At 67.4% G+C, this 22,251-nt stretch carries 22 protein-coding genes and 1 pseudogene; 12 read left to right on the forward strand and 11 right to left on the reverse strand.

Annotation, left to right across the window (positions count from 1 at the left end; genetic code table 11):
• Both TX76_RS05120 and TX76_RS05125 read left to right on the forward strand, forming a co-directional pair.
• A pseudogene (locus TX76_RS05120) lies at positions 1-350 on the forward strand (transcription initiation factor IIB 2); the annotation flags it as partial.
• 63 nt (positions 351-413) lie between these two features.
• A complete protein-coding gene (locus TX76_RS05125; protein WP_049899907.1) occupies positions 414-890 on the forward strand; it encodes an NUDIX hydrolase in 477 nt (158 codons plus the stop codon).
• Positions 891-937: 47 nt separating this feature from the next.
• On the opposite strand, the gene TX76_RS05130 is transcribed toward TX76_RS05125, so the two are convergent.
• Both TX76_RS05130 and TX76_RS05135 read right to left on the reverse strand, forming a co-directional pair.
• Positions 938-2,008, reverse strand: a complete 1,071-nt coding sequence (locus tag TX76_RS05130; protein WP_049899909.1) for a phytoene/squalene synthase family protein — start codon at positions 2,006-2,008, stop codon at positions 938-940.
• Positions 2,009-2,139: 131 nt separating this feature from the next.
• Positions 2,140-2,826, reverse strand: a complete 687-nt coding sequence (locus TX76_RS05135; RefSeq protein ID WP_049899911.1) for a PHP domain-containing protein — start codon at positions 2,824-2,826, stop codon at positions 2,140-2,142.
• A 227-nt stretch (positions 2,827-3,053) separates the two neighbouring features.
• Here TX76_RS05135 and TX76_RS05140 point away from each other — a divergent pair, with 227 nt between their 5' ends.
• The 3 genes from TX76_RS05140 to TX76_RS05150 all read left to right on the forward strand — a co-directional run bounded on the left by TX76_RS05140 (position 3,054) and on the right by TX76_RS05150 (position 6,381).
• The gene (locus TX76_RS05140) at positions 3,054-3,410 is read left to right on the forward strand and encodes a rhodanese-like domain-containing protein (protein WP_228842308.1); all 357 of its coding nucleotides are present in this window, start codon (positions 3,054-3,056) and stop codon (positions 3,408-3,410) included.
• 62 nt (positions 3,411-3,472) lie between these two features.
• A complete protein-coding gene (gene purL / locus TX76_RS05145; RefSeq protein ID WP_049899917.1) occupies positions 3,473-5,734 on the forward strand; it encodes a phosphoribosylformylglycinamidine synthase subunit PurL in 2,262 nt (753 codons plus the stop codon).
• Between the two features lie 68 nt (positions 5,735-5,802).
• Positions 5,803-6,381 carry a DUF998 domain-containing protein gene (locus TX76_RS05150; RefSeq protein WP_049899919.1) on the forward strand — a complete coding sequence of 193 codons (579 nt, stop codon included), beginning with the start codon at positions 5,803-5,805 and terminating at the stop codon, positions 6,379-6,381.
• A 187-nt stretch (positions 6,382-6,568) separates the two neighbouring features.
• Here the strand turns inward: TX76_RS05150 and TX76_RS05155 are convergent, their stop codons facing one another.
• The 3 genes from TX76_RS05155 to TX76_RS17990 all read right to left on the reverse strand — a co-directional run bounded on the left by TX76_RS05155 (position 6,569) and on the right by TX76_RS17990 (position 8,045).
• Positions 6,569-7,294, reverse strand: a complete 726-nt coding sequence (locus tag TX76_RS05155) for an alanyl-tRNA editing protein (protein ID WP_049899921.1) — start codon at positions 7,292-7,294, stop codon at positions 6,569-6,571.
• 65 nt (positions 7,295-7,359) lie between these two features.
• Entirely contained in the window at positions 7,360-7,833 is a 474-nt protein-coding gene (locus TX76_RS05160) for a YbaK/EbsC family protein (protein WP_049899924.1), read from the reverse strand.
• 38 nt (positions 7,834-7,871) lie between these two features.
• A complete protein-coding gene (locus TX76_RS17990) occupies positions 7,872-8,045 on the reverse strand; it encodes a DUF7331 family protein (RefSeq protein ID WP_195156000.1) in 174 nt (57 codons plus the stop codon).
• A gap of 242 nt (positions 8,046-8,287) precedes the next feature.
• Between TX76_RS17990 and dpsA the strand changes: the two genes are divergently transcribed.
• Entirely contained in the window at positions 8,288-8,845 is a 558-nt protein-coding gene (gene dpsA / locus TX76_RS05165; protein WP_049899925.1) for a DNA starvation/stationary phase protection protein DpsA, read from the forward strand.
• A 302-nt stretch (positions 8,846-9,147) separates the two neighbouring features.
• Here the strand turns inward: dpsA and TX76_RS05170 are convergent, their stop codons facing one another.
• Positions 9,148-9,333, reverse strand: a complete 186-nt coding sequence (locus TX76_RS05170; RefSeq protein ID WP_049899928.1) for a hypothetical protein — start codon at positions 9,331-9,333, stop codon at positions 9,148-9,150.
• A gap of 123 nt (positions 9,334-9,456) precedes the next feature.
• Here TX76_RS05170 and TX76_RS05175 point away from each other — a divergent pair, with 123 nt between their 5' ends.
• Entirely contained in the window at positions 9,457-10,137 is a 681-nt protein-coding gene (locus TX76_RS05175) for a DUF7547 family protein (protein ID WP_049899931.1), read from the forward strand.
• A 53-nt stretch (positions 10,138-10,190) separates the two neighbouring features.
• Here TX76_RS05175 and TX76_RS05180 read toward each other — a convergent pair whose 3' ends face one another.
• From TX76_RS05180 to TX76_RS05200, 5 genes are all read right to left on the reverse strand, one after another.
• Entirely contained in the window at positions 10,191-10,544 is a 354-nt protein-coding gene (locus TX76_RS05180) for an OB-fold domain-containing protein (RefSeq protein ID WP_049900307.1), read from the reverse strand.
• 71 nt (positions 10,545-10,615) lie between these two features.
• Positions 10,616-11,782 carry a thiolase family protein gene (locus tag TX76_RS05185; RefSeq protein WP_049899934.1) on the reverse strand — a complete coding sequence of 389 codons (1,167 nt, stop codon included), beginning with the start codon at positions 11,780-11,782 and terminating at the stop codon, positions 10,616-10,618.
• Between the two features lie 334 nt (positions 11,783-12,116).
• On the reverse strand, positions 12,117-13,676 hold the full coding sequence (locus TX76_RS05190) for an acyl-CoA carboxylase subunit beta (RefSeq protein WP_394295438.1): 1,560 nt from the start codon (positions 13,674-13,676) through the stop codon (positions 12,117-12,119).
• Positions 13,677-13,719: 43 nt separating this feature from the next.
• Entirely contained in the window at positions 13,720-14,463 is a 744-nt protein-coding gene (locus TX76_RS05195; RefSeq protein WP_049899937.1) for a beta-ketoacyl-ACP reductase, read from the reverse strand.
• A 112-nt stretch (positions 14,464-14,575) separates the two neighbouring features.
• Positions 14,576-14,968 carry an SWIM zinc finger family protein gene (locus TX76_RS05200; RefSeq protein WP_049899939.1) on the reverse strand — a complete coding sequence of 131 codons (393 nt, stop codon included), beginning with the start codon at positions 14,966-14,968 and terminating at the stop codon, positions 14,576-14,578.
• 326 nt (positions 14,969-15,294) lie between these two features.
• Here TX76_RS05200 and TX76_RS05205 point away from each other — a divergent pair, with 326 nt between their 5' ends.
• The 5 genes from TX76_RS05205 (at position 15,295) to TX76_RS05225 (ending at position 22,221) form a co-directional block, all read left to right on the forward strand.
• The gene (locus TX76_RS05205; protein WP_049899942.1) at positions 15,295-15,669 is read left to right on the forward strand and encodes a hypothetical protein; all 375 of its coding nucleotides are present in this window, start codon (positions 15,295-15,297) and stop codon (positions 15,667-15,669) included.
• 192 nt (positions 15,670-15,861) lie between these two features.
• Positions 15,862-16,518 carry an SOUL family heme-binding protein gene (locus TX76_RS05210; protein ID WP_228842309.1) on the forward strand — a complete coding sequence of 219 codons (657 nt, stop codon included), beginning with the start codon at positions 15,862-15,864 and terminating at the stop codon, positions 16,516-16,518.
• Between the two features lie 179 nt (positions 16,519-16,697).
• Positions 16,698-19,193 (forward strand): dockerin type I domain-containing protein, encoded by a 2,496-nt coding sequence (locus tag TX76_RS05215; RefSeq protein WP_228842310.1) that lies wholly within the window; start codon positions 16,698-16,700, stop codon positions 19,191-19,193.
• 15 nt (positions 19,194-19,208) lie between these two features.
• Positions 19,209-20,861, forward strand: a complete 1,653-nt coding sequence (locus tag TX76_RS17510) for a hypothetical protein (RefSeq protein ID WP_049899946.1) — start codon at positions 19,209-19,211, stop codon at positions 20,859-20,861.
• A 193-nt stretch (positions 20,862-21,054) separates the two neighbouring features.
• Complete coding sequence (locus TX76_RS05225) at positions 21,055-22,221, forward strand: alpha-1 4-glucan-protein synthase (protein WP_049899949.1); 1,167 nt, start codon at positions 21,055-21,057, stop codon at positions 22,219-22,221.
• Positions 22,222-22,251 lie beyond the last annotated feature (30 nt).

Consider the following 22,251-nt stretch of genomic DNA (forward strand, 5'->3'; position numbering starts at 1 on the left):
AAAAGAGCGAGGTCGCCCGGACGTACCGGTACGTGGTGCGCGAGCTCGGCCTGGAGATCCAGCCTGCCGACCCCGCGAGCTACGTCCCCCGGTTCGCCTCCGATCTCGACCTCTCCGAGGAGGCCGAGCGCCGCGCCAGGCAGCTCCTCGACACCGCGAAGGAAGAGGGCGTACACAGCGGGAAGAGCCCCGTTGGACTGGCGGCCGCCGCGGTCTACGCCGCCGCCCTCCTCACCAACGAGAAGGTCACCCAAGGCGCAGTCAGCGAAGTCGCCGACATCTCCGAGGTCACCATCCGCAATCGGTATCACGAACTGCTCGAAGCCGAAGAGCGGGTCCAGGCTCCGTAGATCGTTTTCCACTTTTCGTCCGCGGGTCGTAAGGCCGAAGCCGGATCGTCGTGTCCTCCGGCCATGGAAACGACCCGCCACCTTACGTCGACGGTGTACGTCGTCAACGACGGCGCGACCGTGCTCCACGCGCACTCACGACTCGGCATCACGATCCCGCCAGGCGGCCACGTCGACCGCGACGAACTCCCCCACGAGGCCGGGCTCCGCGAAGTCCACGAGGAAACCGGCCTCGACCCCGATCTCGTCGCCGACGCGCCGGACATCGACGCGCCTGGCGGCCGGGCGCTGCCACAGCCCCAGTATCAGATGCTCTACGATGTCGACGTCCACCCGGATGGTCGGGTCGCCCACCAGCACATCGATCTCGTCTACTTCGCCCGCGCCGATCGCCGCAGGATCGAGCCCGCTGGCGACGACGAACTCGGGCCGGCCGCGTGGGAGTGGTACACGCCCGACGAACTCCGGACGAGCGATCTCGACGCCGATACGGTGCGGATCGGGTGTGAAGCCATCGCTGCTGTCGAGAACGGTTTCTGAGAGCGGACGATCGACGGCACTCGACGAAAGCGATCGTCTGTGGCTGTTCAGTTCGACTGCTGACGCCGAGCGTGCTGGTGGAAGGGTGCGGCGGCGATCTCGGCTCGGAGCCGTTCGATCGCGGTGCGGTCGACGCCGTTCGAGAAGCGGTCGACGATCGCGAGCACCTCCGCGCGCGAGATCTTCACGCCGCCCTCGCGGACGACGTCCTCGGCGCGCTCGTCGAGTTCGCGGAGGGTGCCCACGGCGAGCAGGTAGGGAACCGTCCACGCCGCGAGCGTGTTGCCACGGGTCTCGGGCGTGGCCTCGAGGTAGGTGAGCGCGCCGCCGACGTAGCCCGAGGCGTGGTCGGCGACCCGCCGGATCACGCTCGCGACCGCGGAGGTGTTCTCGGGCTCGCAGACGCCCTCGGGTTCGACGCCGTGCTCGCGGAGCCACGTCGCGGGGAGATAGACGTTGTTCTCCTCGCGGTAGTCGTCGGTGACGTCCTTCGCGACATTGACGAGCTGGAGCAGGAGGGCGAACGAGCGGTCGTTCTCACGGAGCTGGCGCGTCCGCTCCGGGGAGGCGTCCCGTGCGAGGAGGTTCGTGATCAGCGTCCCGATCGTGCCCGCGACGTACCAGCAGTACTCCTCCAGTTCGTCGACGGTCTCGATTCGGATTCCCTCGGTGTCGGCGTAGCGTTCGACGAACATCGCCATCCCGGAGACGAGTTCGCGGATGGGATCGCGGGCCGCCTCGCGCGCGCTCGGATCGAGATCCTCGAACGCACGGACGACGCGCGGGGCATTTGCGACCACGGTCCAGTCGGCGTCGGGATCGGCGGGGAGCCACGGCTCGACCGCTTCGGCGAATGCTTCGATCCCGGTCGCGTCGTCGGGATCGAGCGCGCGGTCGTACGTCTCTAACAGATCGACCTGGACATCGGAGGGGATGTGGCCGGCGTCCTCGACGGTGTCGGCGACGCGACAGAGGAGGTAGCTGACGCAGATCTGGGTGGCCATCGGCTCGTCGAGCACGTCGACGGTGATGGCGAACGTGCGCGAGGTCCCGTCGAGCGCATCGTGACACCACCGTCGACGCTCCGCGTCCGTCGACTCGCCGGAGCCAGCAGTCATCTCTCCCCGATGTTCGTCGTTGAGCTACAAAAGCCCTGAGAAACGAACCCCCGTTTTCGACGGATCGTCGCCCGTTCCACGAACTGTCGCGATCGATCGGCGTCGGGGATCGTCCGAACGACGCCGAGACGCTACCCGAAGACGCCCGCGATCCGAGCCTTGATCCGCCGTTTGACGCCGCCGCTCGCCTGGCGAAAGCTGATCCGCCACGGGGTTCGCTTGCCGATCACCCTGGTGCGGCCCGCACGGATCGCATCGAGCACACCGTCGACCGACCGCTCGTCGGCGTCGATCTCGGTGACCGCCTGTCCCACCATCTCCGCGATGTGGGCGTCCGAGCCGGCAGTCATCGGGAGATCGTTGGTTTCGGCGAACCGCTCGGCTCGGCGGTTCGAGCGTCCGGTGAGCAGCCGGGAGTTGTACGTCTCGATCGCGTCGGCGCTCGCGAGCGTGTCGCGGGTGATGTGGGGGGCGACGCCGCTGCGCGAGCGCTGGAACGGGTGAGGAACGACCGCGATCCCGTCCTGCTCACGGATGCGCGCGAGGGTCTCCTCGAACGGCAGCCCGGCGGGAACCCGCTCGCCGATCCCGAGTGCGAGCACGTGGCCGGCGGCGCTGCTCACCTCCGAACCGGGAATCCCGATCAGGTCATAGTCCGCCGCCCGTTCGGCGGCCGCGAGGCTGGCGTCGATCTCGTCGTGGTCGGTGACGGCGAGCGCGTCGAGACCGACGGCCTCGGCCTGGGCGAGGAGGAGGTCGACCGGATCACGGCCGTCGAAGGACAGTTCGGAGTGACAGTGGAGCTCGGCCGACAGCACGGGTGTGAGTTCGGTCGGTGGAGCAAAAGTCCCCCGGTATCGACCCCACACCCGCCGAACGGCCGGACGACCGTCGTCGCCCGATCGTCCACCGTCCACCCGTGCTACTGAGTATCCCTACTAGTATATCTCCTCGCGAGACGTACGGTATCACTGGTGATTGGATGCACGACGAGTCCCAACAGTCGTCCGGAGAACTGCAACTGACGAAAGGATACGAGGAACTGGTGGCCGAAGCCGCCGCCGAAATCACGACACACCCGGTCGAGACGGCGATCGATCGACTCGACGACGTCGTGTTCGTCGATGTCCGAGATGGGCCAGAGCTCGATGCGAAGGGGCGGATCCCGGGCTCCATCCACGCGTCCCGCGGAATGCTGGAGTTCCACATCGATCCCGAGAGTCCCTACCACATCGAGGAGTTCGTCTCGGGCTCGGAGCTCCTGTTTTACTGTGCGGTGGGTGGGCGCTCGGTGCTCGCCGCGCAGACGGCCCAGGAGATGGGGCTGTCCGCAGTCGCGAACGTCGAGGGGGGCTTCGAGGCGTGGACGGAAGCCGGCGGCCCGGTCGAGATGGCTGCCTGACGTGCGATATCGACCACGGACATTCACAACCGCTTTGATGGCCCGCTCGTAACCCGCCGGCAATGCCCCTTCCCGAGGCCGACCGCGAGCGGATCGTCGCGGAGCTCGGCCGCGAGCCGACGCCGGCGGAGGCCGCGCTGTTCGAAAACCTCTGGAGCGAACACTGTGCGTACCGCTCCTCGCGCCCGCTGCTGTCGGCGTTCGACAGCGAGAGCGAGGACGTGGTGATCGGGCCAGGCGACGATGCCGCCGTGGTGGCCGTGCCGACGTCCGATGAGGCGGACGACGCGAACGGAAACGAAGACGACGAACTCTATATCACGCTCGGGATCGAGAGCCACAACCACCCCTCCTACGTCGACCCCTACGACGGCGCAGCCACAGGAGTCGGCGGGATCGTCCGCGACACGCTCTCGATGGGTGCGTACCCGATCGCGCTGACCGACTCGCTGTATTTCGGCGAGTTCGACGCCGAACACTCGCGATACCTGTTCGACGGCGTGGTGGAGGGGATCGCGGACTACGGCAACGCGATCGGCGTGCCGACTGTCGGCGGCAGCGTCGCGTTCCATTCCGGCTACGAGGGCAATCCCCTCGTGAACGTGGCGTGTGCGGGACTCCTTCCAGCGGATCGACTCGTCACCGCCGAGGCACAGCGTGCGGGGAACAAGCTGGTGCTCGTCGGGAACGCCACCGGGCGCGACGGATTGGGCGGGGCGAGTTTCGCGAGCGAGGACCTCGCGGAGGACGCCGAGACCGAGGACCGGCCGGCGGTCCAGGTCGGCGATCCCTATACTGAAAAACTTCTGATCGAAGCGAACGAGGCGCTGCTCGACGAGGACCTCGTGCAGGCAGCGCGGGATCTCGGGGCCGCTGGGCTCGGCGGGGCCTCGTCGGAGCTGGTCGCCAAGGGCGACCTCGGGGCCGAGATCGATCTCGACGCGGTCCACCGGCGCGAGCCGGGGATGAACGCGACCGAGATCCTGCTCGCCGAGTCTCAGGAACGGATGTGCTACGAGATCCGACCCGAGGATACCGATCGAGTGCGGGAGATCGCCGAGCGATTCGATCTGGGCTGTTCGGTCATCGGCGAGATCACCGAGGGCAACTACACCTGTTCGTTTGAGGGGAGCGAGGCGCGAAGCGCCTCGAGCGAGCCGCGAGGCAGCGAGACCGTGGTCGACGTCCCCGCGACCTACCTCGCCGACGGCGCACCGATGAACGACCTGCCCGCCGAATCGCCCACCCAACCCGAACGCGACCTTCCCGACGCCGCCGTCGAACAGTCCTTCGAGCGGGTTCTGAGCGATCCGAACACCGCGAGCAAGGAGTGGGTTTATCGCCAGTACGACCACGAAGTCGGGCTCCGAACTGCCGTCCGGCCAGGCGACGACGCCGCGGTGATGGACCTCCACGAGGTCGGCGTCGGCCTCGCGATCTCGGCGGGCGCGGAGCCCCGCTGGACGAGCGCCGCCCCCTACGAGGGTGCGTGCGCGATCGCGCTCGAAAACGCCACCAATCTCGCCGCAATGGGTGCAACGCCGCTCGCCGCCGTCGACTGTCTCAACGGCGGCAACCCCGAGAAACCCGACGTCTACGGCGGCTTTGCCGCGATCGTCGACGGACTGGCCGAGATGTGCAGCGATCTCGCGGTGCCGGTCGTCGGCGGCAACGTCTCGCTCTACAACGACTCGGCGGCGGGCCCGATCCCGCCGACACCGACGCTCGCGATGGTCGGTACGCGAGCGTGGGACGACAGCTCCGGCCGGAACACGGACGCCGACGAGGGACCGACACACGCCGACGCCGGGCCGTCGACCGCGCTCGCTGGCGAGGGGACACTCCTCGTGGTCGGCGATCGCGTTCTCGACGGTGAACCGGCGGGGCTCGGTGGCTCGGCGTATCTCGCTGCGGAGGGTTCCGACCGGTTCCCGTCGCTACCGACGAACCCGGCCGCACTCGTCGACCGGCTCGCGGCGGTGGCCGGCCGGGAAACGACGACCGCGGTCCACGACGCGAGCCACGGAGGGTTGGCAGTGACGCTCGCGGAGATGGTCACGTCGGACGCAGGTGCGAGCGTCGAAATCGAGGGCCCGGCGAGTCCGGTCGAACACCTCTTTCACGAGCAGCCGGGCCGCGCAGTGATCGAGACCCGGGACCCGAAGGCGGTCCGCGAGGCGTTCGCGGGCGTCGCGCCGGTCCACGAACTCGGGTCGACGGCCGACACCGGCCGGCTCGAAGCGAGCGTCGGCGACACCGAACTCTCGATGTCGGCCGCGACGATCGCCGAACGCCGGGCGGTGCTCGATCGCGAGATGGACTGAGCTACGGACGTCGACGACGAACGACGACGTACCACAACCGTTTCGTCCGCCGGACCGGAGATGGGCGTGTGAACGGTTCGCTCGACCGTCGTCTCGCCGTGGTCTCGGGTGCGCTCGCTCCGATGGTCGCGCTCGGATCGATCGTCCTCGGAACCGTCCTCTCGCCGACGTTCTCGTGGGCGGGAAGCGCGCTCTCGGATCTCGGCGTGACGCCCGCGAGCGCGCTCGCGTTCAACGGCGGTCTCGTCGCCGGCGGCGTGCTTGCGCTCCCGTTCGCGTGGGTGCTCGCGGCCGACGGTCGATCGACTCTGGGAGCGGTGTTCGGCCTCACAGCCGTCTCGATGGCGCTCGTCGGGGTTTTCCGATCGGGACACCCGCTTCACTTCCCGGTCGCGCTCGGCTTCTATCTCGGGGCGACCCTGACGATGCTCGTCGACGGGATCGGGGAACTTCGAGCGGGCGCGCGGACGTGGGGTCTCACCGCCCTCGGATTCGCACTCGTCCACATCGGCTCGTGGGCCGCGTGGAGCGCCGGCATCCGTCCCGGATCGGGGCTCGCGATCCCCGAAACGGTCGGTGCGGTGCTGTTCGCGCTATGGGTGTGGGAAGCCGCGTTGCGGCTCCGATCGTCCGAAACTCGGGCGTAGCCGGCGGTCACCGGCACTGTGGAGGAGAGGGAAAGCGGGGACGAAACGGGGAGGGTATGATGCCAGGCAACGGAGTCGCCCCCGCCGATGCGGAGCCGGTCGGGCTCCATCTGAACGCTTTTCGAGGTATTGTAATAAGCTTTGTGTGGGGTGTGGATGAACTGCCGCACCGATCGACGCCACTGGATCAGTCGGCGTCGACGAGAACGAACTCGATCCGGTCGACGTCCGCCCCCTTCGAGGTCCGGTCGACGATCTCGATCCGGCCGAGTTCGCCGAGGCTGTCGACGTGGGTGCCGCCGCACGGACAGACGTCGACGTCGCCGATCGTGACCGCCCGGAGCGGGTCGACGTGATCGGGGATGAGATCGAGATTGGTCCGGCCTTCGGGGGTTTCGGCTTCGAGCGCGTCGCGTGACCGGAGCGCTTTCTCGACCGGGAGGTCCCGCTCGATCAGGTCGTTCGAGAGCCGCTCGATCGTTCGGAGGTCCTCGGCGTCGAAGTGTGCGGGCTCGAAGTCGATCCTGGCGCGGTCGGCGTGGATCCGATTGCCCGCCGTGCTCGCGCCGAACTCGTCGAGCACGACCTTCGAGACGACGTGCTGGGCTGTGTGGTAGCGCATGTGGGCGTAGCGGCGCTCCCAGTCGAGCTCGGCGTGGATCGTGGTTCCGGGGTCGGGGAGATCGCCCTCCAGCGTGTGGCGGATCTCGCCGTGATCCTGGCGGACGTCGACCACGCGCGCCGAGCCGTCGTTCCACGAGAGGCTGCCGTGGTCGGCGGGCTGGCCGCCGCCCTCCTTGTAGAAGTACGTGCCGTCGAGAACCACGGTGCGGTCCGCCTCGTCGGCGCTCGTCACGCGGGCTTCGAACTCGCGGGTGTACTCGTCGTCGGGGAGATAGCGCTGGTCGCTCACACGACGGGTTCGACGCGGAGGGGTATCTGCGTTGTGCCGTCACGCGACGAATCAGGATCGTTCCGTCACTCGATCACGCCGACCGGCCGTGCGTCCGCGAGCGTTTCGAGTCGGTCCGGCGCGATCGGAAACACCGCCTCGGGAGTGCCGGCGGCGGCCCAGACCGTCTCGAACCCGGCGAGGGATTCGTCGAGATACACCGGCACGTCCGTCTCGTGACAGAACGGTGGGACGCCGCCGATCGACCAGCCGAGCGTCTCGCGCACGTCGTCGGCGTCGGCCATTTCGACCTCGTTCTCGGGAACGTCCCGAATCCGGGCGAGGCGCGCCTCGCTCACACGATTCGCCCCGCTCGTGACCACGACGACGAGATCGGGCGCGCGGAAGGCGAGCGAGCTCGCGATCTGGGCGACGTCACACCCGATCGCGTCGGCGGCGTCGGCCGCCGTCTTCGTGCCTTCGGGGAACTCGTGGACGTCGACGTCGAGATCGTACTCTGCGGCGGCGCGCTCGGCGAACGCGCGTGCTCGGGGATGCATGCCGACCGCTCGCATCGCGGGCGAGAAAACGCTACGGGTCAGCGGACCTCGTCGACGCCGACCGCGCCGCTCGATTGGATCCACGCCGTCGGCTCGCGCTCGTCGTAGATGACGATCGCGCCGTCGTCGCGCTCGAAGGCAGCGATGCGTTCGGCCGTCACGGGCGTGTCACTGGACGACTCGGAGGGAGTCTCGTGCGGGGACGTGCTCATTGTTGTCTGGTTTGCCGCCGTCGTCTTTCACTCGACGGTCGAACGGACGGGCCGTGATGTGTTAAAGGTTATCACCCTCGCAGGCCGTTCCGCAACCCGACACCGATGGTGTCCGTCGCATCACCGACAGCCGTCGAGTGCCGAGCGACCGGACCGAAAAGCACAAACTTTGTTTTGGCTACCCAAAAATGATTTTCTCGATAGCAATGACTAAGTGGACGGGGTTCGTAGACAGGAACGCAATGAGCACCCAGGAATCCGACTCGCGACTCCGCCAGGAGTTCGGGACCGTCGAGGAATCACCGGCGCTCCGGATCGAGGGCGACCGGGCCGAACAGATCGTCGACGCGCTGAACGCCGACCTCGCGGCGTCGTACGTCCTCTATCACCAGCTCAAGAAACACCACTGGAACGTCGAGGGCGCGGAGTTCCTCGAAGTCCACCGCTTCCTCGAAGAGGCCTACGAGGCCGTCGAGCACCACTCGGACGTGATCGCCGAACGCGCCCAGGCGCTCGGGGGCGTCCCGGTCGCCGGCCCCGTGAACCTCGAAGACCACAGCTACGTCGAGTTCGAGGGCGAGGACGTCTACGACGTCCGGACGTCGCTCCACAGCGACATGGAGACGTTCGCGGACATCATCGAGCGGATGCGCGATCACATCGAGCTCACGAACAGTCTCGGTGACTACACCTCCGAAGAAGTCCTCCGCGGTGCGATCGCCGACTACGAGGAGTACGCCCACCACCTCGAACACTACCTCGAAGACGACACCCTCGTGCTCGACGAAGCGACCCACTGAGACGCGGCGAGACCAGCGACCACCTTTTTACGACGTGCGTCGGCGCGCGCTGCGCGCCGTTTATCGGCGCGCAGTCGGCGTGCGAGGGATGAGCGCCGCGACCAGCGGAAGCGGCGCGAATCGGCTGGGGAGGCTCGTGGGCGGCTGCGGTGCTGGGTGGTGCCGGGCGGTTCTCAAATGGACCGGCATCAGTGCGGTCACGAAAACCAGCGACGACAAGTCACAGAAGAGGAGGCGATACCAGCGATAGCCATCGAAACGGGAACGACGATCGTCGAAAAGACCCAAACCGACCCGCGTGCCTACCGCCACAACTCGACGGTCAGATCGGTCGCGATCCAGCCGTCGACGTTGTCCTCCTCGACGAACACGGTGCGCTCGGGGCGCGTCGAGTGCATCGAGACCGTCGTGTTCGGGGTGGAGGAGTCGGGTTCGGCACGGTCGTCGGGAGCAGCGTCGGCCTCCGTTCCGCGGGCGGGGACTGCCATGCCAGGACTTAGGCGAGCCTAATTCTAAAAGGGTTTTGGTCGACCTAGCTCCGGCGTGGGCGAACAGTCCCTCGCCCGTCCCGAGCACCCGCCCTTTTCCCCACGCGCCGCCAACGGGTCGTCATGAGCGACCGACCGGACGGCGACCGACGATCCGGCGACGACAGACGGCAGGAGCGCGACCGCAACCGGGGGGCCGATCCCGACCTCGAACGGCTCGCCGGCGATCTCTCGACCACGCTCGACGATCTCCGCGACGAGCTGGAGGGCGAGCGCGGTCCACCGCGGGGGCCGCTCGGACTGCCGCGACCGCCGACGCCCGGCGAGCTCGTCCGGTTCACCGACGAGTACACCATCCCGACCCTGATCGCGGTGCTCGAAGCCAACATCCGACTGCTCGAAGCGCTTCAGGGGGCGATCCGACTGGCGCGCACCGGCGAGCGCGGGCGCGAGATGCGAGCGCTCACCGGGGAGCTCGGTCGCGACGGGCTCGACCGACTCGACGACGTGCTCGTTGATCTCCAGGACGCGCTCGACGGTCGGCCCGAGAACCCCGAGGCCAGAACCCTGCTCGACGACGCTCGCGCGCTCCGTCACGAGATCGACGACCGGCTCGCCGAAGCGGGCAACGGTCGCCGTCCGGACGCGACGCGACCGCGCGACACCGCGGACGGCGAACGGGACGACGTGGACCCGGAAGCGACCGACGACTCGGATGAGGGCGTCGCCATCGACGTCGATTCCGAGCTGGACTCGATCCGCGACGAGGTCGACGGCGACGACGATGGCGAGGAAGACTCGTAGCGACGGGCGGTCGTCCTGGCTCGAACGCTCGCTCTGACGGCCGGTCTCGCGAGTTAGGCCGGTTCGAACCGATAGCCGTCCCAGTCCTGACTCTCGGGTTCGCGGATCCCGGCCGCGGGGTCGCGTAGCTCCGCGGCGTACACCGGCGCGACCTCGTCGCCGATCTCGATCTCGTCGGTCGTGAGCTGACCGAGCGCCCGGACCGTCTCATCGTCCACAGCAAACTCGACGATCGCGAGGTGGTTGGGAGCGTCCACGCCGGGTGGCGGCGCGGTGCTCGTCGTCCACGTCACCACCGTCGCGGTGTGTGCGCTCAGATCCACGGTGCCGACCGGCTCCGCACCGTCGGGACCGATCGGGTGGCCGGGGTAGCTGATCGAGCCGTCGGCGTACCGTGTCGCTTCCATCGGCGGTGTCTCGTCCGCACCGCGGTTTCGGTCGGCTGCGTCACCCTCCTCCTCTCCGCCGTCCTCGTGGCTCATGCGCCCGCCTCCATGATCGTGGTGATGACGCAGTTCCCGAACCCGCCGACGTTGCACGCGAGCCCCACGTCGGCGTCGACCTGGCGCGGCCCCGCCTCGCCGAGCAGCTGTTTGTAGATCTCGTAGCCCTGCGCGACACCGCTCGCGCCGAGGGGATGGCCCTTCGACTTCAACCCTCCCGAAGTGTTGATCGGGAGGTCGCCGTCGCGCTCCGTTCGACCTGCCTCGATCGCGCGCCACGCCTCGCCAGGCTCGGCGAACCCGAGCCCCTCCATCTGGAGGAATTCGAGGATCGTGAACATATCGTGGAGTTCGGCGACATCGATATCGTCGGGATTGTAGCCGCTCCGCTCGTACGCCTGGCGGCCGGATTCGACCACGCCACCCATCGTGGTGGGGTCGCTCCGCTCGTGGACCACGTGGGTGTCGGTCGCGCCGCCGACGCCCGCGATCACGACGTACTCGTCGGTGTACTCCCGCGCCACGGATTCCGGACAGAACAACAGGGCCGCGCTGCCGTCGGTGATGGGGCAGAAGTCGTAGAGGCGGAGGGGATCGGCGACGATCGGACTCTCTAGAACCGTTTCGAGGTCGACTTCCTTCTGAAACTGCGCGTGGGGGTTGTCGACGCCGTTTCGGTGGTTTTTGACCGCGACCTTCCCGAGGCTCTCGCGCGGCGCGTCGTACCGATCGAGATAGCGGCGTGCGGTCAGCCCCGCGAAACTCGGGAGCGTGACGCCGTGTTTGTACTCGACCGGGTGGGTGAGCGAGGCGATGACGTCGGTGGCCTCGCTCGTCGATCGATGGGTCATCTTCTCGCCACCCACCAGCAGGGTCATCTCGCTCGCACCCGAGGCGATCGACTGCCACGCGGCGTACATCCCGGCCCCACCCGACGAAGAGGTCTGATCCACCCGCTGGGTGTACGCCGGCAGGCAGTCGAGATCGTGAGCGAGCGCGTTCGGGACGCCCGTCATCCCCTCGAACTCGCCGCTCGCCATGTTCGAGGCGTAGAGATGGTCGACGTTTTCGGGCGCGACGCCCGCGTCGTCGAGACACGCCGCGCCCGCCTCGGCGAGCAGCTCGCGCACCCACGCGTCGCGCCCGCCGAACTGGGTCATCGACGCCCCGACGATCGCAACGTCCGAGGTAGCCGTGCTCATGGGCCGAACTCTCGCCGGTGTGTTATGGACGTTTCGACACGGTGAGTCGGATCCCGGTTCGGAGCCGGGCCGCCCGGATCGCTTCGGAGAACGACGGTTCGAACCGACGACTACGTCAGCACGAACGCCACGACGAGCACCAGCAGGACGAACAGCGCGGCGACGGCCGCGAAGAAGACGACGTTCTGCCGGCCCCGCCCTCTGTCGGGCATCGACATACCGGCGGCTCGCCCTGCTCCGCAATGAGCGCTGTGGAGTCGTTCTGCCGATCGCGACCGTCGTCACGTCGATCGGTGTGGCCCGGCAGCGACACACCGCCGGCCATCCGTCGGGCTCAGAACTGGATGTTCCCGTGCTTCTTCGGCGGGTCGTCGGCCCGCTTGCGGGCGAGGACGTCGAGATCACTCGCGAGGCGTGCGCGTGTCTCGTGGGGCTCGATGACGTCGTCGACGTAGCCGCGTTCGGCCGCCGAGTAGGGGTTCGCGAACGTCTCGCGGTACTCGTCCATCAGCACCTGTCGGGTCGCTTTCGGATCGTCGGCCGCCTCGATCTCGTCGCCGTGGAGGACCTCGACCGCACCACGCGGGCCGAGGACGGCGGTCTCCGCGCCGGGCCACGCGTAGTTCGCGTCCGCGCCGAGGAGCTTCGAGCCCATCACGATGTACGCGCCGCCGTAGGCCTTCCGGAGGATGACAGTGAGGAGGGGAACGGTGGCTTCGGCGTAGGCGTAGATCAGCTTCGCGCCGTGACGGATGATGCCGTCGTGCTCCTGGTCGGTGCCCGGCATGAACCCGGGAACGTCGACCAGCGTCACGACGGGGAGGTTGAACGAATCACAGAACCGAACGAACCGCGCGCCCTTCCCGCTCGCATCGATGTCGAGCGTGCCCGCGTTGACCCGTGGCTGGTTCGCGACCACGCCGACCGGCCGGCCGTCGAGGCGGGCGAACCCGGTCACGAGGTTGCGCGCGAACCCGCCGTGAACCTCGAAGAAGGAGTCCGTGTCGACGATCCCCGAGACGACCTCGCACACGTCGTAGGGCTTCCGTGGCTCGTCGGGCACGACCGAACCGATCCCGTCCTGATGTCCGGGATCGTGCCCCGAGTCGATCCGCGGCGGCTCCTCGGCGTTGTTCGTCGGGAGGTAGGCGAGCAGCCGCCGGACGTCGTCGAGTGCGTCCAGCTCCGTGGCGCAGGCGAGGTGGGCGACCCCGCTCTCGGTCGCGTGGGTTCGCGCCCCGCCCAGCTCCGCCATCGAGATCTCCTCGCCCGTCACGGTCTCGATCACGTCCGGCCCCGTGATCATCATATGCGACGTGTCCTCGACCATCACCGTGAAGTCCGTCAGCGCGGGCGAGTAGGTCGCACCGCCGGCGCAGGGCCCCATGATCGCCGAGATCTGCGGGACGACCCCGCTCGCCCGGACGTTCCGCCGGAAGATCTTCGCGAAGCCCGCGAGCGAGTCGATCCCCTCCTGGATGCGCGCGCCCGCAGAGTCGTTGAGGCCGACGATCGGCGCACCGGTCTCGATCGCCCTGTCCATCACCGCACAGATCTTGTCGGCGACCGCCTCGCCGATCGATCCCCCGAGAACGGTGAAATCGTGGGCGAAGACGAACACTTTGCGACCGTCGACCTCGCCGTACCCCGTGACGACGCCGTCGCCCGGCACACCACGTTCGTCCATGTCGAAGTCGGTCGCGCGGTGTTCGACGAACGTCCCGAGCTCGCGGAACGTGTCGTCGTCCATGAGATACTCGATCCGCTCGCGCGCGGTCAGCTTTCCCTTCGCGTGCTGGGCCGCGACCCGCTCCTCGCCGCCGCCCGCTGCCGCCGCCGCGCGCCGCCGTCGGAGCGACTCGATCGGCGTCTCGCTCGCGGCACGCTCCGCCACCTCGGTGGCTTCCTCGCGGCTGATGGACTCTTCCGTCGCCACGCTACCACTCCATCCCGCCGTTGACCGCGAGGATCTGGCCGGTCATGTACGAGGACTCCTCGCCCGCGACGAACCGGACGATCCCGGTGACGTCCTCGATCGAGGCGAACCGATTCAACGGAATGCGCTGGAGGATCTTCTCTTGAACCTCCTCGGAAACCTCGTCGAGCATGTCGGTCTCGACGAACCCCGGTGCGACGCAGTTCGCGGTCGACCCCGTTCGAGCGAGTTCGAGCGCGATCGTCCTGGTGAACCCGAAGAGGCCGCTCTTGGTGGTGGCGTAGTTCGCCTGACCGTAGTTGCCCTGCTGGCCGACGACGCTCGAAATGTTGATCAGCCGGCCGTGGTCGGCCTCCTGGATGTCGTCGAACAGGCAGTGCGTGCAGTTGTACACCCCGCCGAGGTTCACATTGATAACGCGCTCCCAGTCCTCGCGGGACATGTTTCCGAAGGTGCGATCGACGGTGAGGCCCGCGTTGTTCACCAGTACGTCGGCCGGACCGAACGCGTCGTGGACGCTTTCGGCCATCGCCGCGACCGCGTCGTACTCGGCGACGTCGGCCTGGACCGCGATCGCCTCCCCGCCGTCGTCCTCTACGGTGTCGACGACCTCGTGGGCGGCCGCCTCCGACGAGCGGTAGTTCACTACGACGTTCGCGCCTTGGCGTCCGAGTTCCTCGGCGATGCCCCGGCCGATCCCCCGTGACGCACCGGTGACCACACAGGTCTGATTTTCGAGCGACATGAACTCTACCGGGAGGCTACATCCCGGGGTACGTAAGTGTACTGTCGGCGGGGAATTTTCGAACGGATGCACAACAGAGGTCCACGGCCGCGACCGGACGGCGAACCCTCGCTCACTCGTCCGTCGCGTCGCGGAGCCGGTCGACCTCGCGCCGGAACCCGACGAGTTCGGCACGCTGCGCTGCGAGGTTCGCGAGGCGCTCGTCGAGCGTGTCGAGGGCGTCGTCGATCCCCGTCGCGAGCCCGTCGAGGTCGTACTCGCCCGCCTCGATCCGGGCACGCCGAATGTGCTTGCAGTCGGCCTCGCGATACTGAAAGTCCGGACAGGTACACGACGGCGCGCGGATCTCGACCAGGTACTCCTCACCCGCCTCGCTGTACACCTGGTAGACGTCGGGCGCGTGTTCGAGGACGGTCAGCCGTTCGCCGACCGCCCGCCGGTCGCGCTTGTCGATGCGGTGCTTGAACGGTCGCGTCGCGAGCGCTTCGTCGTACGATATGCTCATTGGATGGGTCGAATCAGTCGGTATTCATCGGTGAGGCCGGCTTCCTCGGCGCACATTACGGCCTCGCCGTCGGGGACGCTCTCCAGCGCTGCTGTCGTCTTCATACTCCCGCTTACCGATCTCTCGGGATAAGCTGGCGTCTACACCGCACCGGAAGTGAAACCATACCTCCTGAAACGCCCGTATTCGCCGCCCAGGCGTCTCGAAAGGCGCGTTTCGGTTCACGTTCACGAGATCCGCTTCGGTGCGGAGGATCGGTCGTCGGGAAAGGAGCCAGTCGCGCCGGAGCAGCGGGGCTTTTGGGGGTCGATCCGCTATCGACGGTGATGGAGTACGCCGCGCTGGTCGACGTCTACGAGCGCCTCCAAGCCACGTCGTCGAACCTCGAGAAGACCGCGATCCTCGCCGAGGCGCTCGCGGACGCGGACGAAGCGCAGCTCCCGCTGCTCGTCAAACTCCTCCGCGGGAAGCTGTTCGCGCCGTGGGAGGTCGAGGAGCTCGGGATCTCCTCGCGCCTCACGACGGAGACCATCGCGACCGCGACCGGCGTCGACGCAGACGCGATCGAGACGACGTGGCGCGATACGGGCGACCTCGGCGACGCCGCCGCAGCGATCGCGAACCGGAAACAGCGAACCCTGGTCACGACGCGGCTTGACGTCCGCACCGTCCACGACACGCTTCAGGAGCTCGCGACGTGACCTTCCCGCTCTCGGATCACTGCGATTTCGCCGAGCTCGAAACCGTCGACCCGGAGATCGTCTACACCCACCACGGGTCGGCAGAGACGTTCGCGACCCACTGCACACTCGGCTACGAGGCACGCGCTCAAGCGCGACCAGGCGACCCTCGGCGAGTTCTGACGGACGGATCGCCGAGGACGTTCGGTACAAGTGCGTGGGCGTCGTTTTTCCGGACTGCACACGAACCGAACCCGTCTCGGACTCGTCGGCGCGGCCGCCGTCGGCGGTGCGGTGGCGCTGTGGAGCGGGTACAGCCTGCTCGCGGCGCGATCGGCCGAGAGCGTCGCGTACACCGTCGAGCGACCCCTCGACGACCGCACGGAGATCCGGCGGTATCCCGAGCTCGTCCGGGTCGAGACCACCGGTTCCTCGAATCGGGAGGCGTTCGGCCGGCTGTTCGAGTACCTCCAGGGCGCGAACGAGTCGCGTTCGGACGTGGCGATGATCGCGCCCGCCCGCACCGACGGCGAATCGATCGAGATGACGTCACCGGTTCGCACCGACGACGACGGTGACGAGGTGCGAATGGGGTTTTATCTCCCCGAGAGCTACACCCCGAACACGGCTCCGCGGCCGACCGATCCGGCCGTCTCGCTCGCCGTCGAGCCACCACGGTCGGTCGCGGCGCGGCGCTTCTCGTGGTGGGCGACCGACTGGCGGACGAGCCGCCAGCAGTCGAAGCTCCTCGAAACGCTCGCCGAGTCCGACGTCACTCCGGTCGGCGAGCCGTTCAGCCTCGGGTACGACGCTCCGGGCACCTCTCCCTTCCTCCGGACGAACGAGGTCGCGGTCGATGTCACGTGGTAGCGCGGACGAGGACCGCTCCTTCGATAGGGGACGGACGAGATGATCGCGAACCGAACCCACCCTCTGGCTGGCGATCCGACCCGTCCTGACACACCGGGCGTTCAACGGCCGTCCGTAGATCGTGACGACAGCCTTTTGACGTGATACTATCGCAAGCACAAAGTATAGGTGGGTCACAGGTGCCCGAACACAAAATGCACTTCGACCAGGGGATAAAATATCTAACAGGAATCGTGCTCGCTACGGTGGTGGTCGGTTCGGCCGCCGTCGGCGTGGGCGTGCTCACCGGCGGGGTCGCGGGCCAGGCGAGCGGCCCGACACAGGCACCCGACCTCCAGTCGGTCGAGAACTTCCGGGAGAACGACCTGGGCAGCGAGGGGGCGGTGCTCGTCGACTTCACGTTCGACGAGAACGCGACGACCGTCAGTTCGGGCGGGAACTTCAGGCTCGTCCCGACCGACGGCAGCACTGACATCGGCGGTGTGAACATCGTTGAGGGCGAGGGAACCGAGACGATCACGGTCGCGTTCGACGAACCGGTGACGGAGGGCGAGATCGCCCGCGGCGTCGTCAAGGCGAACACGGTCCGCGTGACGGGTGAGGGCGACGAGACCAACAACCCACTGCAGGCGGCTACCGTCTCGAACGACGGCAACTCCGACGATCCTGATCTGGTGAGCGTCACGAAAAACGAGACCGGCGACGCGCTGATCTACGCGTTCGACGATCCCGTCACGGTCAACAGCGACAGCGGTTTTCAGGCCTACGAAGCGAACGCGAAGGAGACAGGTGGCAACGGGGCGGTCGCCTCGCTCGCCACCCCGAAGCGCGTGAAAGTCACCTTCGACGGTCTCGATCCTGCGAACGCAGTCGGCGGTTCCGTTGTCGAAGGGGCGGTCACGAACGCGAGCGACGACACGCTAACGAACTCGCTCGACGAGGTGGCAGTAGATGACGGACCGGCAGCTCCGTTCAGCAAGTGCGGCGGGGGTGGCACGAACGACACCGGCGACGGCGGCAGCGGCGACGGCCCGACCCAGGCCCCCGACCTCGTGAACATCGACAACGTCACTTACCGGCAGAACCCCGAGGGTCAGAACTGCCAGACGCTCGTCGAGTTCGACTTCGACGAGTCGGTGAAGCTCCAGGGCGGCGCTGGCAACTTCCAGCTGATCCCGATCGATGGCGAGGGCACGTTCGACGGCAACAACGAGGTCGTCGGGCCGACGAACCAAACGACCTCGCTCACGGTCCCCTTCGATGGCCGGATCGATCCCGATACGATCGCTCGCGGCTTCGTCGACCGCCGGGTTGTTCAGGTCAGCGGCGGGGGTGATTCGACTCTCAATCCGAAGCAGGCCGCCGACCTGAACAACGACGGCAACACGGCGAACCCAGACCTCGTGAGCGTCACCGAAAGCGACGCGCCCGACAACGCGCTGCTGTTCGAGTTCGACGAGAACGTTTCGGAGGTCGGCGACACGAGCGGGTTCAACTTCTACAACATGAACGGCACCGAAACCGACGCGACGACGGTCGCCATGACCGACGATCCGACGGTGCTGTCGGTGGCGTTCGAGCCCGGCAGCTCCCCGGTGGGCAAGGCGGTCGGCGGATCGGTCGACGCCAACGCGGTCGTCGGCGAGGACACCGGTCGCGCGGACGGCGACGTGAACCAGCCCGACGAGACGGAACTCACCGGCGATCGCACGGTCGAATGCGGGAACGCCACGGTGGCGAACGACTCCGGACCGACCGCCGCACCCGACCTCGGCGCGATCAGCGGGTTCTGCACCGGAAATCTGGCCTCGTTGAACGGTCAGCAGACGTTCGTCAACTTCACCTTCGATCAGCCGGTCGACCTGGTGGGCGGCGCGGGTAACTTCCAGCTCGTGCCGGTCGACAGCCAGAACTTCCAGAACCAGCTGTTCGACGGCAAGGGCGAGGTCGTCGCCGGCGACGGGACGAAGACGCTCACGATCGCGTTCGACGACAGGGTAAACGAGTCGGTCGTCGCCCGCGGGTTCGTCGACGCAGGAACGGTCGCGAGACCCGACACCCAGAGCCCGCCGACCAACCCGAAACAGGCCGCAGACGTCTCGAACGACGGCAACTCGGCGAATCCGGACCTCGTATCGGTTTCGTCGGGCGGCGAGAACGAGCTCCGATTCGAGTTCGATGAGAACATCTCCGAATTCGGCGACACGAGCGGGTTCAACTCCTACGACTCGAACGGCGACGAGACCGATGCGCAGGACCTCGAACGGACGGACGATCCGCAAGTGGTCGCCGTACAGTTCGAACCGCAAGCGAACGTCTCAGCCAACGCAGTCGGCGGGTCGGTCGACGCCAACGCGGTCGTCGGTGAGGACACCGAGCGCGAGGACGGCGACGTGAACCAGCCCGACGAGACCACACTCGAAAACGGGACCGGAAGCGGTCCCGGGCCCGTCGGCGACGTCGAGAACCCGCCGTCGGACGTCGACGGTGACGGGCTGTACGAGGACGTCGATGGCGACGGCAGCCTGACCGAAGCCGACTCACAGGCACTCTACGACAACCTCGACAGTTCGGAAGTCCAGAACAACGTCGACGCGTTCGACTTCAACGGCGACGGCAGCGTGACTCAGGCCGACGCCCAGGCACTCTACGACGAGTGGTCGAACACCAACTGAAAACCTAACGCTCCCATGACGAAACTCCTCGACACACGACGCGAATCGCTCCTCAGTCTCGCACTCGCCGCCCTCGTGCTCGTCTCGGCCGGCTCGGCCGTGACGTTCACCGCCAACGCGGCCGGCAGCACCACCGTCTCGCTCTCGCCGACCGAGCAGCGGGTCGACACCGGCGAGACGACGACCTACGAGGTCGTCGTCGAGAACACCGACGGCGGGATCGGCACGACCGATGCAGCCGTCACGCTCGACGACCCCTCGGTCGGATCGATCACCGACCTCACGATCGCGGGCGAACCGGCCAACGAGAACATCGCGATCGCCGACGACGGCTCCAGCGCCTCGTTCGACGCGGTCTACTTCGGCAACGCACTGTCCGACGACCCCGGCGGCGTCGTGATCGCGACGGTCACAGTCCGGGGCACCGAGGCGGGATCGAGCGGTCTCTCGCTCGACGTGACCGAGATCAGCGACGCCGCGGGCGACGTCTACGACGTGACCGGGACCGACGGGGCGTCTCTCGCCGTCGGCGGCCAGGTGACGACAACGGAAACGCCGACGGAGACCCCGACCACGACGCGGACTCCGACCGAAACGGGAACGCCGACGACGACACAGCCGACCGCGACTGAGACCGAAACCTCGACCACCACACAGACCACCACCGGAACGGAGACAACGACGACGGCGATCGAAACCACGACCCAGACCACGACGACCGCAGGAACGACGACCGAAACCGAAACTGAGACACCGGCCCCGACGACCACGGCGACCGAAACCGAGACCACCACGACCGAAACTACCACGACAGCATCACCAACCTCGACGGACACCGAAACGACGACTGAAGCGCCGACCACAGGAACGACGTCGAGCGAGACCACGACCGCAGCAGACACCACGACGGCCACGCAGACGGCGACCGAAACGACCACGACGGCCGACGACGGCGAGCGAACGCTCGACGGAGAGTCGATCGCCGACTCGCTCGCCGACAGCGATCTCGACGATACCCAGACCGGTGGAGTCAGTACGGCGCTCGACACGAGTGACCTCAGCGACGCAGAGATCACCGCGATCACGGACGCACTCGCCAGCGACGACCTGTCCGGCGAGCAGCGTGAAACGATCGCCGACGCCGTCGCGGCTGGCGACCTCAGCGACGAGCAGTTGCGGGCGCTCGCCGACGCACTGAGCGACGGCCGGCTCACGGACGCGGAACGCGACGCGCTCGGCTTCCTCGGCGAAGCGGGCGTGACGTACTACCAGGTGGACTTCGTGACCGGCGAACCGATCGAGGAGCTCCGCGGACCGGAGGGCACGTACACCGAGGATCAGCTGATCAGGTTCGCCCACGGCAGCACCGAGGAGCCGATAGTCCGTCGCTCGGCGGGCGAGTTCACCACCGATCACGTGTTGGCCGACCGGATCGAGAGCCAGGACATCGAGGTCACAAACGGCACCGCGACCACGACGTTCACCGTCGCCGAGGGCGAATCGATCACCCTGACGCTCGCGAGCTACGAGAAGATCGGTCCGGGCTGGAGCCCCGAGACCGAGGCACTCCAGGAGTTCGTCGACAGCGAGACCCGAACGTTCGAGTCCGGCACTCACACCCTCACCGTCGATCTCCCCGACGAGGACGGCTCGAACGGCACGGAATAGGGCCGGCGACGGGCCGATTGCCAGCTACGTACCTGCCGTTTCTGCGAACGAGCCGTTCGTCCCGTCCGACTCCATCGTTTTTCCGATAGCGAACACCGCTGCTCGGTCCTGGAGACTGGACGGTCCGAGCAAGCGTCCACGCATCCCGTAACGACAGTTTCTTTAGGCCGTCCTAAAAAACGACCGTACCGCAATGACCGCCGACATCTGCGTTATCGTGCCGACGATCCGCGAGTACGAGTGCGTGCGCTCGTACGTCGAGAACGCCCGAAATCACGGGTTCGACACCGACCGACTTCACACTGTTCTCGTGACCGAGGACTTCTGTGCGACCGACGCGATGGCGTCGATGCTCGACGAGCTCGAGCTCTCGGGTGCGGTCTTCGACGGGACTGCCCGTGAAGAATGGTATGCGGAACAGGGCATCACGGAGTTCTCGCATCTGGTGCCGGCGGCGAGTCACGCCGAGACCAGCTTCGGGCTGCTCTATCTCTGGGCCAACGAGTTCGAGTACGGGATCTTCATCGACGACGACACTCGGCCAGATCCCGAAGACGACTTCTTCGGTACCCACCTCGCGAACCTCGCCCACGACGGCGAGATCACGTCGGTCCGCTCGGACGAGCAGTGGGTGAACGTCCTGCATCAGAACGCCGACGAGCACGGCCTCTACCCCCGGGGGTATCCCTACTCCGCGATGGACGAGACGATCGAGACCGACGAAACGCACGTCGACAGCGTGGTGGCATCCCAGGGGCTCTGGACCCACGTCCCCGACCTCGACGCGGCACGCATCCTCGCCGACGGCGATCTGCGCGGACAGTCAGAGACCAGGCTCTCGCGCGCGGACTACGGCGAGGAGTTCGTCGCTGGCGAGGGCCAGTACCTCACCGTGTGTTCGATGAACCTCGCCTTCCGGCGCGAGGTCGTTCCTGCGTTCTACCAGCTCCCGATGGACGACAACCCGTGGGACGTGGGCCGGTTCGACGACATCTGGAGCGGCGTGTTCCTGAAGCGCGCCTGCGACGTGCTCGACACGCAGATCGTGACTGGGGGGCCGCTCTGCGAACACCACAAGGCCCCGCGCTCGACGTTCGACGACCTCCGCTCCGAACTCCCGGCGCTCGAAGCCAACGAACACCTCTGGGCGATCGTCGACGACGCCGCCGAGGGTGCCGACAGCTACGCCGAAGCCTACGCCGCGATGGCCGACGCGCTCGTCGCGGGCGAGTTCGAGGAGTACGAGAACGGCGACTTCCTCACGTACGTCGGCGAGCACATGCACGACTGGCTCGACTGCCTCGCCGCGCTCGACCCGGAATCGATCGCGACGCCGACCGCCGCGACCGCCGACGACTGAGCCGAATCCCGAACTGGAAGCCACGGGACG

The sequence above is a fragment of the Halococcus agarilyticus genome (assembly GCF_000334895.1).
Taxonomy (GTDB): domain Archaea; phylum Halobacteriota; class Halobacteria; order Halobacteriales; family Halococcaceae; genus Halococcus; species Halococcus agarilyticus.